Here is a 13,030-nt window from a genome sequence, read left to right as displayed (position 1 = left end):
GCGAGTTTACCCGCTCAGCCTTTAAAGCTCATCCAGTATCGCCAGCGCGTCCGCCAGTTTCTTCGCGCTGTAAACCTTCATGCCGTCGACCGCTTTCTTCGGCGCGTTGCCGGCCGGCACGATAGCGCGTTTGAAGCCGTGCTTGGCCGCTTCGGAGATACGCTCCTGCCCGCTCGGCACCGGACGGATCTCCCCCGCCAGCCCTACCTCGCCGAAGATCACCAGGTCCTGCGGCAGCGGACGATCGCGCAGGCTTGAGACCATCGCCAGCAGCAGCGCCAGATCGGCGCTGGTCTCGGTGACCTTGACGCCGCCCACCACGTTGACGAAGACATCCTGATCGGCCATCTGCAGGCCGCCATGACGATGCAGCACCGCCAGCAGAATCGCCAGACGGTTCTGCTCCAGACCCACCGCAACGCGGCGCGGGTTGCCCATCATTGAGTGATCGACCAACGCCTGGATCTCCACCAGCAGCGGACGCGTGCCTTCCCATACCACCATAACGGAGCTGCCGGAGGTTACCTCGTCGCCGCGCGACAGGAAGATCGCCGACGGGTTGCTGACTTCGCGCATCCCCTGCTCGGTCATGGCGAACACGCCCAGTTCGTTAACCGCGCCGAAGCGGTTTTTATGGCTGCGCAGCGTGCGGAAGCGCGAGTCGGCGTCGCCGTCCAGCAGCACGGAACAGTCGATACAGTGCTCCAGCACTTTTGGGCCCGCCAGCGAGCCATCTTTAGTGACGTGGCCGACCATCACGATCGCCACGCCGCGCGTTTTCGCGAAGCGCGTCAGATAGGCGGCGGTTTCGCGCACCTGCGCCACGCTGCCAGGAGATGACTGAATATCCGCCATGTGCATCACCTGGATGGAATCGATCACCATCAGCTTCGGCTCTTCCTGCTCGGCGATCTGGCAGATCTGCTCGATGCTGGTTTCCGACAGCATATTGAGGTTTTCGCTCGGCAGGCCGAGGCGGTGCGCGCGCATCGCTACCTGCTGCAGCGACTCTTCGCCGGTGACGTAGAGGGTTTTCATCTCCTGCGCCAGGCGGCACATCACCTGCAGCAGCAGCGTCGATTTCCCCGCGCCGGGGTTACCGCCAATCAGGATGGCGCTGCCCGGCACCACGCCGCCGCCCAGCACGCGGTCAAACTCTTTGAAGCCGGTCGAGAAGCGCGGCAGCGCCTCCAGGCTGATTTCCGACAGCTTCTGCACCCGGCTGACGCCTGCGCTGCCGGCGTAGCCGCTCAGGCGCTCATTGCGCGCCGCCGCCGGCGACGCCGCAATACGCACTTCGGTGATGGTGTTCCAGGCGTGGCAGGCGCTGCATTGCCCCTGCCAGCGGGGATAATCTGCGCCGCATTCGTTACAAACGAAGGCGCGTTTTGCCGCTTTGGCCAAATCAGTACCTCTAACGCTCTTCGTGAATCAGGCTGCCGCTGAGGATGCAAAACACCCCCATCAAATCGGCGTGACGGATAGTAACCTGCGTCTGCTCATTCACTTTGGGTTTAGCATGATAAGCGATACCCAGCGCCGCGGCCTTAATCATCGGCAGGTCGTTGGCGCCGTCGCCGATAGCGACGGTTTGCTCCGGCGCGATGTCGAAACGCTGCGCCAGCTTCTTCAGGGTATCCGCTTTGTATTGCGCGTCGACAATTTGTCCCAGCACTTCGCCGGTCAGCTTGCCGTCGCGCATCTCGAGTTCGTTGGCGGCAACGTGGGCCAGATGCAGCCTGTCGCGCAGGTATTCAGCGAAATAGGTAAATCCGCCAGAGGCGATCGCCACCTGCCAGCCCAGCGCCTGCAGCTTCTGCACCAGCTCGGTGAGTCCCGGCATCAGCGGCAGCGCGTCGCGCACCTGCTTCAGAATATTGGCGTCCGCGCCTTTCAGCGTCGCCACGCGCTGGCGCAGACTGGCGGCGAAGTCCAGCTCGCCGCGCATTGCGCGCTCGGTGACTTCCGCCACCAGCTCGCCGCTGCCCGCCAGTTTGGCGATCTCGTCGATGCACTCAATCTCAATCGCGGTGGAGTCCATGTCCATCACCAGCAGGCCCGGCGTTTTCAGATGCGGGATCTTGCCGAGCGGCGCCACGTCGAGACCATTTTCATGCGCCAGCTTCGTGGCGCGCGGCGTCAGCGAACCGGCCAGCCGTACCACCTGATAGTCGTCGATGCGCCAGGCGCTGACGATCACCATCGCCGCGCCTAACTGATGCTGATAGTCGGTAAGCTGCTGTTTGGTCAGGTCACGGCCATAGAGCAGCCAGCCGGTCCGACCGGCACGGTAGTCCAGCGGCATGACTTCATCGCCGCTAAGGGAAAGGGGTAAACCCGGCCATTCGGAGAGGTCGGCGGGCAGATCGCACCAGGTAAGACGGTTCAGCATCAGAGCTCCTGTAGGGGACAACAAAACCACGCAAGAGGCTACCTTGTCTGCGCCGCTTCTGGCAACATAATCTCCTGGTTTCTGTTGTGACGTAACACAGGTTATCGATGGCTAAAAGGGCACTGAAATTTCGCTTACACCGCACGGTGATTGTGCTGATCTCGCTGGCGCTGCTGGTCGTTCTGATGCAGGGCGCCTCCTGGTTCAGCCTCGGCCATCAGATGGCGCGCTCCGAGCAGGTCGAAGAGCTGGCGCAGACCCTGACGAAGCAGGTCGCCTTTAGCCTGTCGCCGCTGATGGATAACAGCGACGATAACCGCAGCCAGATTGAAGCTATCCTCAACCAGATGACCACCAACAGCCGCATTCTTGACGCTTCGGTTTACGCCGACGACGGCAGCCTGGTGGCGCACAGCGGCGAAAACATCAACGTGCGCGATCGCCTCGCGCTCGACGGCAAGCGCGCCGGCAGCTACTTCAACCATCAGCTGGTGGAGCCGCTCGGCAACAGCGACGGCCCCCTTGGCTTCCTGCGCGTAACGCTCGATACCCACGTGCTGGTCACCGAGTCGCGCCAGGTGGACAACACCACCAATATTTTGCGCCTGATGATGCTGCTGGCGCTGGCCATCGGCATTATTCTGTCACGCACCCTGCTGCGCGATCGCCGCACCCGCTGGCAGCAGTCGCCGTTTCTGCTGACCGCCAGCACGCCGGTTAAAGAAGATGGGGACGATGAGGGTGAAAACAAGGATCCGACGCCTTAAACAGGCTGCGCGCGGGCGAACAGCTCCCTGAATGAATGCTACCGGCAAAAAGGCCCGTTAAACGGGCCTTTGCTGCGCCAGGGGGAACAGAGACTCAGGCGAGCAGCAGCGCCTTTAGCTCGCTCAGCGACCTGACCGTCCAGGTGGGGTGAATCGTCTCTGGCAGCGGTCGCGTACCGTGATCGATCCAGCAGGTTTTTAAACCGGCGTTCATGCCGCCGAGAATATCGGACTCCGGCGTATCGCCCACCATCAGCACGCGGCTGCGATCCGGGTTACCCATCTGCTCCAGCGCGTAGTCGAAAATAGCCGCATCCGGCTTCGGCACGCCGACCTGCTCAGAGATCACCAGCGTCGAGAAGTAGTCGCGAAAGCCGGTACGCTCCAGGCGCGCCTGCTGCAGCGCGGTAAAGCCGTTGGTGATAATGCCCATCGGCACCTTGTTGTGCAGCGCATGCATCAGGCTGACCGCCCCTTCCAGCGGCATGCAGATTTCCGACATGGCGCTAAGGAAGCCGCTGTTAAGCACGTCAGGCGCCACGCTCAGCTTTTCCGCCCAGCCGGTAAAACGTCGCGTCTGCAGCTGCAGCGCGGAGATTGCGCCGTTCTGATAATCGACCCACAGCGGTTTGTTGATCGCCTGGTAGTCGGCGTAATCCTGATCGGTGAACTGAACATCATAGCCGGCGAAGAGACGCTGCAGGCCGGCGAACGCGTCAAAATGAAAAAGGGTGTCATCGGCATCGAACAGGATGCAATCCCAGTCTTTTAACATTACAGCTCCTTAAAAGCCTACAGCGTCAGCGCCATAATGATGGCGTCTTCACGTCCGCTGGCGGTGGGATAGTAGTTGGGACGGCGGCTGACCTGATGAAAGTCGAGCTGCTCGTAGAGGGCGATAGCGGGATGATTAGAGGCGCGGACCTCCAGCCAGAGCGTCATGACGTCGCGTTTCTCCAGCTCAGCGATAAGATGCTGCAGCAGCTGGCGACCGTAGCCGCGCCGCTGAAAAGCGGGATCGACGGCGATATTAAACAGCGACGCCTCATCCAGCACCACTTGGGTAATGGCGAAGGCGGCCATCACGCCGTCGACGTCGAGGCGATAGTTAAGAAAACGCTCGCCCTGGTTACTGGCGAAGGTCTGTTCGCGCCAGGGAAAAGCGTGGCTGCGGCACTCGATGGCGAAAGCCTGTGCGGTGTCCTCAGGGGTGAGGAAAGAGATCGCTGTCATGGTTACACATCTGTTGCCAGAGCGCGCGTTTCGCCGCGCCGCTGCTGGAAAGTTCATTTAAAGAGGCTGAGTGAAGCGCGACGCCGCTAAAGGGGTGCGGCACGTCGATGCCGATCAGCCAGCCCGCGCAGTCGAGCGATTCGGGCAGCATCTGCAGCTGATCGGGCGTCAGCGCCATCACCTGGGCAGGCTGGATGGCGAGGGCGTGCAGAACGTCCCGCACCAGCGGCTCGTGCAGGCCGGGCGCGACCTCGGCGACGATAATCAGCTTTGTGCCTGGCGTCAGCCGCACCGCGATTTCGCCCTGAAGCACGCGCGGGCGTCGCAGTTGATACTGCGTTATTCCCATTTGCTGTAACAGCCAGTCGCGCCTGGACGTCATGATTTACCTTTGATGTGCTGCCGGAATGCGACGCTATGCTAGCAAACCCATCGAACATGCGCCAACAAACCACTATAATCGCCGCTCTGATCTAACAGGAGCCTTTCATGTCTGCTTTTACCCCGGCCAGCGAAGTCATACTGCGCCACAGTGATGAATTTACCGCCCGCCACGTCTTGTTCGCTGGCGATATGCAGGATGACCTGCCCGCTCAGCTGGAGACCGCCTCATCGCGCGCGCATACCCAGCAGTATCATCACTGGCAAAATCTGAGTCGCCGTCTGGGCGACCGGGCGCGCTACGGTCTGGTGGCAACGCAGGAAGAGGTAGAAGGCTGCGATACGCTGGTCTACTACTGGCCGAAAAACAAGCCGGAAGCCTTGTTCCAGCTGATGAATCTGCTGTCGCTGCTGCCGCTGGGCTGCGATATTTTCGTCGTGGGCGAAAACCGCAGCGGCGTGCGCAGCGCCGAAGGCATGGTCGAAGAGTGGGCGACGCTGGAAAAAATCGACAGCGCGCGCCGCTGCGGCCTCTATCACGGCCGTCTGGAAAGCCAGCCGACGTTTGACGCCGATAGCTTCCGCGACAGCTACGATCTCGATCCGCTGACCATCTGCACCCTGCCGGGCGTCTTCAGCCGCGACGATCTCGATATCGGCAGCGCCCTGCTGCTCACCACCCTGGCGCCGCACACCAAAGGCAAAGTGCTGGATATCGGCTGCGGCTCGGGCGTGCTGGCGGCGGTGCTGGCCAACCACTCGCCGAAAGTGCGCCTGACCCTGTGCGACGTACACGCCGCGGCGATTGAGGCGAGCAAGGCGACGCTGGCGATTAACGGCTTCGAGGGCGAGGTTTTCCCGAGCAACGTCTTCTCCGACGTCACCGGCCGCTTCGATCTGATCCTCTCGAACCCGCCGTTCCACGAAGGGCGCGAAACCAGCCTGGACGCGGCGCAGGCCCTGATCCGCGGCGCGGTGAAGCACCTCAATACCGGCGGCGAGCTGCGCATTGTCGCCAACGCCTTCCTGCCCTACCCGCAGGTGCTGGACGAGACCTTCGGCAGCCATGAAGTGCTGGCGCAAAACGGACGCTTCAAGGTTTACCGCGCCGTTTACGGCCGCGGCGCGAAGTCACGCTAAGCAGCGGCGACGGTGAAAACGTTGCTTTTTACAGCAGTCGATTCGCCGTCGCGAAATATCTGTTGACGCCGGGTGTAAAATCTCTAGAATGCGCCTCCGTGGTTGCAATACTGTCATGTATTGCTGGTACGCGAAGGTGGCGGAATTGGTAGACGCGCTAGCTTCAGGTGTTAGTGTCTTAACGGACGTGAGGGTTCAAGTCCCTCTCTTCGCACCAACAACCACGATTTTCATCTCGCATCGCACTGCGCGAAGGTGGCGGAATTGGTAGACGCGCTAGCTTCAGGTGTTAGTGTTCTTACGGACGTGAGGGTTCAAGTCCCTCTCTTCGCACCAATGCGGCGACATGAAAAGATGACTCAAATGCGAAGGTGGCGGAATTGGTAGACGCGCTAGCTTCAGGTGTTAGTGTCTTAACGGACGTGAGGGTTCAAGTCCCTCTCTTCGCACCAGAGTTGTCCTCCCCTGCTTTACCTCCCGGCTTTACTCTTCTTGTTTCAGACGCCATGAAAGATCACCGCAACGGCCGCTAATCCGCCCGCTAATGCCAGACATGAAGGCAGCAGCAGATAGTGACGTAACCGGCGATGGAACAGCATAACCACCGTCAGCAGCAGCGCCACCACCATCACTATGCGCCACTGGCTAAAGCTCGGCTCCCATAGCGCAAAGCACGGCATCGCCGCGCAGGGCAACAGCACGCCCCACGCGCTGTCCAGTCTCTTCCCCATCACCCAGCTAACGCCCCACAAACCGCAGGCGGCAAACAGAGCCATTAACATTGCGCCGACCTCAAATGATAAGAATTCGCATTATCATATGATAATAAATCTCATCTTGCAGCCTGTTTTTTTCGCCCCCGGGCCGGAAGATGACAGACCAGTTGGAAAATGCTAGATTGCGGCCGATAACACCTTTCATAACACAGCAAATTTGCTCATTGTCCGGCAAAAAATTTTATTTTCGCCGGAATGCGCTTTGATATTTCAGGGCCGTTTCGAGTATTAATAATGAAATTACAATCTTACGATGAATTGAAACAGAGCAAATATCGGCTATCGCTGATGCTCTTTCTGTTTTTAAATGTCGCCGTATCGCTTTTTTGCCTGATCCCTTTCGTTGGCAGCCCGGCAGCGGACCTGCCGGTTCCGGTTATTACCGTTGCGCTATTTAGCGCCTCGACGTTAATTGCGTGTTTAATCAGGCCGAAACTGAAATTACCTTTATTAAATCCTGTCGCGTTACTGCTTGGTGCGTTTTGGGCCTGGCATATTGACCTTAAATATCATCAGGTTTTCTTTTTTGACGATAACTTTCTGACGATTAGCCTGCTTAGCGTATTTTTTATTAGCGCCATCGCCCTGAGCGATTATCTGCCGGCCTTTTGTCTGCATATCACCCCGCCGGTGGTAACGGTGCTGCTGCTCGATAATGGCGAACATCTGGCGATGCTGCTGCTGACTATCTCGCTGCCGCTGATCGGCTTTTCTCTGCAACACCTGATGCGCCGCCGCGTCGATCGCTTTACCCGCCGCCTGATGCGCCAGCTCTATGAAGAAAAAGAGACCTTCAGCGATCTCAGCATGCTGGACCCGCTGACCGGCCTCTATAACCGACGCGGACTGAAAAACCGGCTGGACAATATTCTGGAAAATCACGCCGGCAGCCACTTTGTGCTGCTGCTCGATATTGACCACTTCAAGGCGTACAACGATAACTACGGCCACGCCATGGGCGACCAGGCGCTGGCGCGCGTGTCGGTGGCGATCCGCGACGCCGTGCGCTCGCGCGATGTGGTGGTGCGCTACGGTGGCGAAGAGTTTCTGGTGCTGATGACCAACGTTAACGCGTCGATCGCCATGAAGCTGGCGGAGCGCATTCGCCAGTATGTGCTCGATCTCGAGATCCCCCATCGCTTCAACGAAAAGGTCTCCACCCACGTTACCGTCAGCGCAGGCATTGCCCCGATATTTGACGACGAGTTCGATCAGGCGGTCGCTAACGCCGACCGTGCGCTCTACGTTGCTAAAAACCAGGGCAGAAATACTATTCTCGCCTGGGAAGCGTTGCCCAAACCGCTCGCCGCCGGCAGCGAAGTGCTTTAATGCTTCGCAGCGCGGCGGTGCGCGCCGCGCCGCCGCTGGCGCTGATGCCGCCCTGCGCCGAAAATTTTCTTTCCGCTGATCTGTTGCTGCCGCGCCGACTTGTGAATGGGACTAAGAACGATTATCATTCTTTCTTCTCTGCTTCCAGGGCGTGTTATTCAGCATGGCGATCATCAGGCAGCAATCTCAACGCTTTCAGTACGCTCAGCCTATTTTTATGCAGGGCGATCGCTCGCTGGCGCGCGCGCTGCGCGATCTGATGCGCGAGCAGCACAGCTATATGCTGGACAGCATTCACCTTGATGAAGCCGCTCCCGCAGACGCCCTGACGCTGGCGGAGTGGGCTCGCCCGGAACATTTCCCTGCGCTGGCGCAGCGCTACAGCGACTATCTCTATCGTCAGCACCCCGACGCCGTTCAGGAGGCGAAGCCGGTTCAGTCGCTCTGGGCGCAGTGGTATTTCGGCCTGCTGGTGCCGCCGATGATGCTGGCGCTGCTGGCGGAATCGCGCGCGCTCGACTGCTCGCCGCAGCATATCCAGGTTCAGTTCCACGAGCATGGCCACCCCTGCGCTTTCTGGATTGCGGCGCACGAAGATGAAGAGGCGCGCTACCTCACCGCGCCGCAGCGTATCGATCGCCTGATCCAGCAGCATCTGATCCCGGCGGTGAACGCCATCGCCCAGCACGGCGGCATCAACGCCAGGCTGATCTGGAACAATATGGGCTTCTCCTTCCACTGGTTCCTCGGCGAACTGAAAACCCTGCTGGATGAGGCGACGATTCTGCAGCTTGAGCAGATGCTCTTCTTTACCAGCCGCCTGCAGGACGGCAGCGATAATCCGCTTTACCGCACCATGCTGCCGCGCGGCGGCGAGATGGTCAGACGCAGCTGCTGCCAGCGCTACCGTATCCCCGACGTCGAACGCTGCGGCAACTGCACGCTCAGCGTATAAAAACGCGTCCCGACGCACTTTCTCCCTTTCTCTCGTTTACACTTTTTCCGCCTTGTGGCAGTTTTTACGCCTTCGACCTGCATGGAGAAAAAGATGAGCCTGGAGTCGGTACGGCAGTTTTTCGCCGAACACGCACCTGATATCGACATTATCGAGATGTCGCAAAGCACCGCTACCGTGGAGATGGCGGCGCGCGTTCACGGCGTCGCGCCGGGACAAATCGCCAAAACCCTGTCGCTGAAAGTCAAAGATGAAGTCGTGCTGATCGTCACGCGCGGCGATGCCCGGCTCGATAATCGCAAGCTAAAAGCGGCGCTGGGGGCGAAGGCGCGCATGCTCAGCGTCGATGAAGTGGTGAACTGGACCGGCCATCCGGTTGGCGGCGTCTGCCCGTTCGGGCTGGAGAATCCGCTCAGGGTTTACTGCGACGAGTCGCTGCGCCGCTTCGATGAAGTGCTGCCCGCAGCGGGCGCCGTCCATAGCGCCGTGCGGATTACGCCACAGCGCATGGCCGAGCTGACGCAGGCGCAGTGGATAGACGTGTGCGAAGCGCTCTAACGCGTCTGCTTCGATACCGCGCCTGAGATTTCGATGCCGCGCGTTTCGCGGCCAAAGGCGACAAACAGGCAGATCAGCACCGCCACCGAACCGGCAACAATGGCCATCCCCAGACCGTAGTTGCCGTTATGCGCCTCGGCGATGCGCGACTGCAGCGTGGCGTTGACCGAAGCGATCAGATTGCCCAGCTGATAAACGAAGCCCGGCAGCACCGCGCGCGCGTTGGCGGGCACCAGCTCGGTGAGATAAGTCGGCACCACGCCCCACGCGCCCTGCACCATAAACTGCATCAGAAACGCGCCCAGCCCAATCGCCCAGGAGCCGCTGGAAAAAGCCCAGAGCGGCAGCACCGGCAGCGCCAGCAGCGACGCCAGGATAATCGCCTTTTTACGGCCGATACGCTCCGACAGCGCGCCGAAGCATACGCCCCCCAGCATCGCCGCGATATTGTAGCTGATGGCGATCAGGCTGACGGTATGGGCATCGAACTGGTGCTGCACCTTCAGGAAGGTGGGATAGAGATCCTGGGTGCCGTGGCTGAAGAAGTTAAAGCAGGCCATCAGCAGCACCATATAGAGACACATTTTCCAGTGCTGGCGGATAATCGGCAGCAGCGCGCTGCTCTCCTGGCGCTCGCGCGCCGCCAGCCAGACCGGCGACTCCGGCACTTTGAAGTAGATAAACGGCAGCAGCAGAATCGGCAGCGCGCCGATCAGGAACATGCCGCGCCAGCCTACCGCATCGAAAAACAGCCCAAAGATCACGGACGCCAGCAGGTAGCCGCACGGATAGCCCGCCTGAAAGATGCCGGACATCAGGCCGCGCGAGCGGTCGGGAATGGTCTCCATCGCCAGTGATGAGGCGACGCCCCAGATGCCGCCCATCGCCACGCCGTAGATAACGCGAAAGCCGAGAAAGGCGCCGAAGCTGGGCGACCAGGCGGAGAGCAGCTCAAACAGCGAAAACATCACGATATTGAGCATCAGGATCGGTCGGCGACCATATTTTTCTGCCAGGCGCCCAAACAGCAGCGCACCGATCGGGCGCACCGCCAGCGTCAGCATAATGGCGACCGACACGTCGGAAACCGAGGTGTGAAAGTAGTGCGCCAGGTCGCTCAGAACAAACACCAGAATAAAAAAGTCAAACGCGTCCAGCGTCCAGCTGGCGAAGCTGGCAAACGCCACATTCCGCTGGGTCGGGGTCCAGTTAAACATAAACGTATCCTGTCAGGGTCATTCGGATAAAGGGTCCGAAAAAGGGAAGGCGTAACCGGCGAGACGGTTACGATATTGTTAACGTTTTGTTTATAGCACTTTGATAAACGCCAGCGCGTTCAAATGCTGGCATCCCTGACGTCAGGATGTAACTAAGGGTGTCGGCGCATTTCACGCCGGGCGATGGTGCGGCCTGGCCGCACCTGCTCGCCGGGGATTAGCGTTTGAGGGAGGTGAGCGCCTGTTCGATCATTTCCAGCAGCAGCGCGTTGTCGACGTGATGCAGCACATGAACCAGCGCGCCGCTGTTGTCGGGGATACCGACGTCAACGCGCAGCGGCGTGCGGTAGCGCCAGCTTTTGCCGCGCGTTGCCCCTGGACGCAGCTCAATATCCACCCGATAGTCGGTGCCGTTCGCCACGCGCTGGTTCAGCAGCCAGGCGACCACCAGGGCGTCGTGGATCCAGCTGCCCGCAAGCTGGCGGGTGCGGATAGAGTAATGGATCCACGGGCGCAGCGTGTCGCGCACAAAATGGGAGAGCGGATGATCGCTGGCGGTGATGCGCGACAGATCCTGATGGGTCAGCAGCGTCTGGGTGGTCACATCCATCGGCACCAGGGTAACGGCCGCGCCGCTGTGCAGCACCTGATGCGCCGCCTCGGGATCGAGACCGAAATTGGTGTCTTTGATGTAATCGTCCAGCGCAAACACGCCGCCCATTACCACAATCTCCGCCACCGCTTCCGCCATCGCCGGATAGCGCTGCAGCGCCAGGGCCACGTTGGTCAGCGGACCGATCGCCACCAGGGTGATTTCGCCGGGATTGTCGCAAATCAGCCTGCCGATAGCCTCGGCCGCGTCGTAGCCGTCCGGCGCCATCGGCATCGGCGCACGTACGCCCTGCCACAGACTGACCATATCGAGCTGCTCGACGCGGCGATCGAGCGCCGCACGCCAGGGCGCATGATCCTCTTTTAGCGCCTGCGAGGCGCCCTGCACCACCGGGATAGCCAAACCGAGGCGCACCAGCAGATCTTTTGTCACCCGCGCGCCGATATCGCTCGGCGTATTGCCTGCGACGGTAGTGATGAGCTCCACCGACAGCGCCGGCGAAGCAAGGGCCAGCGCGATCGCCAGCCCGTCGTCGGTATTGGCGCCGGGGATGCCGTTGCCCGGATCGCAGTCAATAATCACTCTTTTCATATTGTCGTCACGTTAGTTTTTACAGGCGGGGTACAGCCGCAGGATTCGCCAATTTCAAGGTAGTGCGGGAATTCGTGGAGCTTCGCCTCACCGTCCCAGTTTTGCAGCATGGCGATAGCGCAGCGCGCCATATCCGGCAGCGGCTGGCGCACGGTGGTCAAGGTCGGCACATGGAAAGCGGACTGATCGGTGCCGTTGAAGCAGACCAGCGCCACATCCTGCGGTACGCGAATGTTGCGCTCAAAGAAAGCGCGAATCGCGCCGATCGCCTGACCTTCGTTGCTGGCGAACAGCGCGCGCGGCACGCCGGGTCCGGCCAGCATGCGCTGCGCCGCCTCGTAGCCGCCCTGCCGCGTGTAGCTGGCGGGAAAGATCAGCGCCTCATCGACCGGCACCTGGTGCGCCGCCATCGCGTCGCGCCAGCCCTGAATCCGATCCTGTGCGTTAAGCATCTCCAGCGGGCCGCTGATAATGCCGACCTGCTGATAGCCGTGGCTGAGCAGATGAGCGGTGACCTGAAACGCCGCCTGCCGCTCGTCAACGCGCAGCATACTGACGCCGGGCTGCGGTTCGACGCGATCCAGCATCACAAACGGGGTACCGCTGGCCTGAATCACGTCGATATAGGGGTGACGATCGACGCTGTTGTAAAACAGGCCGTCAACCTGACGGTTCAGCAGGCTATGGATCAGCTCCAGCTCGCGCTGACGGTCGTCGCCCGCGTCGCCGAGCAGCATCACATGGCCGTGATCCAGCGAGGCCTGCAGCAGCACGTGCGCCATTGAGGCGACAAAGGTGTTGCCGATATTCGGCACAATCAGGCCGTAGGTTTTGGTGCTGCCCGACGCCAGGGCGCGCGCCACGCCGTTAGGGCGATAGCCGGTCAGCCGGATCGCTTCCAGCACGCGCTGACGCGTGCTTTCCGCTACCGGCCGCGGGCCGTTATTGATCACGTAGCTGACCACCGCCACCGAGGTGCCGGCCATTTTCGCCACGTCGCTGCGTGTCACTTTGCCTGACGGCTGTTTCAAGCTTTTAGCTCCCGATGTAAACACGAAAGGCCGTGAATACTCACGGC

14 protein-coding genes and 3 tRNA genes are annotated in these 13,030 nt (G+C 60.6%); 8 read left to right on the top strand and 9 right to left on the bottom strand.

Going from position 1 to position 13,030, the window contains the following annotated elements:
• Positions 1-21: 21 nt before the first annotated feature.
• Positions 22-1,404, bottom strand: coding sequence for a DNA repair protein RadA (gene radA / locus MHZ97_RS08480; protein WP_033749394.1), 1,383 nt, complete (start codon positions 1,402-1,404; stop codon positions 22-24).
• A gap of 10 nt (positions 1,405-1,414) precedes the next feature.
• Positions 1,415-2,392 carry a phosphoserine phosphatase gene (gene serB, locus MHZ97_RS08475; RefSeq protein WP_103793881.1) on the bottom strand — a complete coding sequence of 326 codons (978 nt, stop codon included), beginning with the start codon at positions 2,390-2,392 and terminating at the stop codon, positions 1,415-1,417.
• A gap of 107 nt (positions 2,393-2,499) precedes the next feature.
• Between serB and MHZ97_RS08470 the strand changes: the two genes are divergently transcribed.
• A complete protein-coding gene (locus tag MHZ97_RS08470; protein ID WP_103793880.1) occupies positions 2,500-3,159 on the top strand; it encodes a YtjB family periplasmic protein in 660 nt (219 codons plus the stop codon).
• Positions 3,160-3,253: 94 nt separating this feature from the next.
• Here MHZ97_RS08470 and yjjG read toward each other — a convergent pair whose 3' ends face one another.
• From yjjG to MHZ97_RS08455, 3 genes are read right to left on the bottom strand one after another with little or no spacing between them, the layout of a single operon-like run.
• Positions 3,254-3,934: a pyrimidine 5'-nucleotidase gene (yjjG, locus tag MHZ97_RS08465; RefSeq protein ID WP_103793879.1), complete on the bottom strand. Its 681-nt coding sequence runs from the start codon at positions 3,932-3,934 to the stop codon at positions 3,254-3,256.
• Between the two features lie 17 nt (positions 3,935-3,951).
• Positions 3,952-4,392: a ribosomal protein S18-alanine N-acetyltransferase gene (gene rimI, locus MHZ97_RS08460; RefSeq protein ID WP_033749390.1), complete on the bottom strand. Its 441-nt coding sequence runs from the start codon at positions 4,390-4,392 to the stop codon at positions 3,952-3,954.
• Positions 4,364-4,774: a DNA polymerase III subunit psi gene (locus MHZ97_RS08455; RefSeq protein WP_103793878.1), complete on the bottom strand. Its 411-nt coding sequence runs from the start codon at positions 4,772-4,774 to the stop codon at positions 4,364-4,366. The genes rimI and MHZ97_RS08455 overlap by 29 nt, the downstream gene beginning before the upstream one ends.
• Before the next feature lie 107 nt (positions 4,775-4,881).
• Between MHZ97_RS08455 and rsmC the strand changes: the two genes are divergently transcribed.
• The 4 genes from rsmC (at position 4,882) to MHZ97_RS08435 (ending at position 6,365) form a co-directional block, all read left to right on the top strand.
• On the top strand, positions 4,882-5,913 hold the full coding sequence (gene rsmC / locus MHZ97_RS08450) for a 16S rRNA (guanine(1207)-N(2))-methyltransferase RsmC (protein ID WP_103793877.1): 1,032 nt from the start codon (positions 4,882-4,884) through the stop codon (positions 5,911-5,913).
• A gap of 130 nt (positions 5,914-6,043) precedes the next feature.
• Positions 6,044-6,130: transfer RNA gene (locus MHZ97_RS08445), tRNA-Leu, on the top strand.
• 32 nt (positions 6,131-6,162) lie between these two features.
• Positions 6,163-6,249, top strand: a tRNA-Leu gene (locus MHZ97_RS08440).
• A gap of 29 nt (positions 6,250-6,278) precedes the next feature.
• Positions 6,279-6,365: transfer RNA gene (locus tag MHZ97_RS08435), tRNA-Leu, on the top strand.
• A gap of 45 nt (positions 6,366-6,410) precedes the next feature.
• Here MHZ97_RS08435 and MHZ97_RS08430 read toward each other — a convergent pair.
• On the bottom strand, positions 6,411-6,695 hold the full coding sequence (locus tag MHZ97_RS08430) for a DUF1435 domain-containing protein (RefSeq protein ID WP_239314322.1): 285 nt from the start codon (positions 6,693-6,695) through the stop codon (positions 6,411-6,413).
• A 228-nt stretch (positions 6,696-6,923) separates the two neighbouring features.
• Here MHZ97_RS08430 and MHZ97_RS08425 point away from each other — a divergent pair, with 228 nt between their 5' ends.
• The 3 genes from MHZ97_RS08425 to MHZ97_RS08415 all read left to right on the top strand — a co-directional run bounded on the left by MHZ97_RS08425 (position 6,924) and on the right by MHZ97_RS08415 (position 9,531).
• A complete protein-coding gene (locus MHZ97_RS08425; RefSeq protein WP_103793875.1) occupies positions 6,924-8,018 on the top strand; it encodes a diguanylate cyclase in 1,095 nt (364 codons plus the stop codon).
• Between the two features lie 163 nt (positions 8,019-8,181).
• Positions 8,182-8,973 (top strand): siderophore-iron reductase FhuF, encoded by a 792-nt coding sequence (gene fhuF, locus MHZ97_RS08420; protein ID WP_239314321.1) that lies wholly within the window; start codon positions 8,182-8,184, stop codon positions 8,971-8,973.
• Between the two features lie 93 nt (positions 8,974-9,066).
• Complete coding sequence (locus MHZ97_RS08415; RefSeq protein WP_239314320.1) at positions 9,067-9,531, top strand: YbaK/EbsC family protein; 465 nt, start codon at positions 9,067-9,069, stop codon at positions 9,529-9,531.
• On the opposite strand, the gene MHZ97_RS08410 is transcribed toward MHZ97_RS08415, so the two are convergent.
• The 3 genes from MHZ97_RS08410 to MHZ97_RS08400 form a co-directional block, all read right to left on the bottom strand.
• The gene (locus tag MHZ97_RS08410; protein ID WP_239314319.1) at positions 9,528-10,748 is read right to left on the bottom strand and encodes an MFS transporter; all 1,221 of its coding nucleotides are present in this window, start codon (positions 10,746-10,748) and stop codon (positions 9,528-9,530) included. The two genes, MHZ97_RS08415 and MHZ97_RS08410, sit on opposite strands and share 4 nt — an antisense overlap.
• A 217-nt stretch (positions 10,749-10,965) precedes the next feature.
• Entirely contained in the window at positions 10,966-11,952 is a 987-nt protein-coding gene (locus tag MHZ97_RS08405) for a nucleoside hydrolase (RefSeq protein ID WP_103793871.1), read from the bottom strand.
• Complete coding sequence (locus MHZ97_RS08400; protein WP_374044224.1) at positions 11,949-12,983, bottom strand: LacI family DNA-binding transcriptional regulator; 1,035 nt, start codon at positions 12,981-12,983, stop codon at positions 11,949-11,951. Before MHZ97_RS08400 ends, MHZ97_RS08405 begins: the two co-directional genes overlap by 4 nt.
• Between the last annotated feature and the right edge of the window lie 47 nt (positions 12,984-13,030).

The sequence above is a fragment of the Pantoea sp. ACRSC genome, assembly GCF_022346785.1.
Taxonomy (GTDB): domain Bacteria; phylum Pseudomonadota; class Gammaproteobacteria; order Enterobacterales; family Enterobacteriaceae; genus Pantoea; species Pantoea alvi.
The sequence above is the reverse complement of the archived record's forward strand: the minus strand, read 5'-3'. Positions and strand labels throughout refer to the sequence as shown.

Bases quoted from the DNA above. Each gene is read 5' to 3' on its own strand.
- serB (WP_103793881.1), bottom strand. From the start codon at position 2,392: ATGCTGAACCGTCTTACCTGGTGCGATCTGCCCGCCGACCTCTCCGAA.
- MHZ97_RS08470 (WP_103793880.1), top strand. From the start codon at position 2,500: ATGGCTAAAAGGGCACTGAAATTTCGCTTACACCGCACGGTGATTGTG.
- yjjG (WP_103793879.1), bottom strand. From the start codon at position 3,934: ATGTTAAAAGACTGGGATTGCATCCTGTTCGATGCCGATGACACCCTT.
- rimI (WP_033749390.1), bottom strand. From the start codon at position 4,392: ATGACAGCGATCTCTTTCCTCACCCCTGAGGACACCGCACAGGCTTTC.
- MHZ97_RS08455 (WP_103793878.1), bottom strand. From the start codon at position 4,774: ATGACGTCCAGGCGCGACTGGCTGTTACAGCAAATGGGAATAACGCAG.
- rsmC (WP_103793877.1), top strand. From the start codon at position 4,882: ATGTCTGCTTTTACCCCGGCCAGCGAAGTCATACTGCGCCACAGTGAT.
- MHZ97_RS08430 (WP_239314322.1), bottom strand. From the start codon at position 6,695: ATGTTAATGGCTCTGTTTGCCGCCTGCGGTTTGTGGGGCGTTAGCTGG.
- MHZ97_RS08425 (WP_103793875.1), top strand. From the start codon at position 6,924: ATGAAATTACAATCTTACGATGAATTGAAACAGAGCAAATATCGGCTA.
- fhuF (WP_239314321.1), top strand. From the start codon at position 8,182: ATGGCGATCATCAGGCAGCAATCTCAACGCTTTCAGTACGCTCAGCCT.
- MHZ97_RS08415 (WP_239314320.1), top strand. From the start codon at position 9,067: ATGAGCCTGGAGTCGGTACGGCAGTTTTTCGCCGAACACGCACCTGAT.
- MHZ97_RS08410 (WP_239314319.1), bottom strand. From the start codon at position 10,748: ATGTTTAACTGGACCCCGACCCAGCGGAATGTGGCGTTTGCCAGCTTC.
- MHZ97_RS08405 (WP_103793871.1), bottom strand. From the start codon at position 11,952: ATGAAAAGAGTGATTATTGACTGCGATCCGGGCAACGGCATCCCCGGC.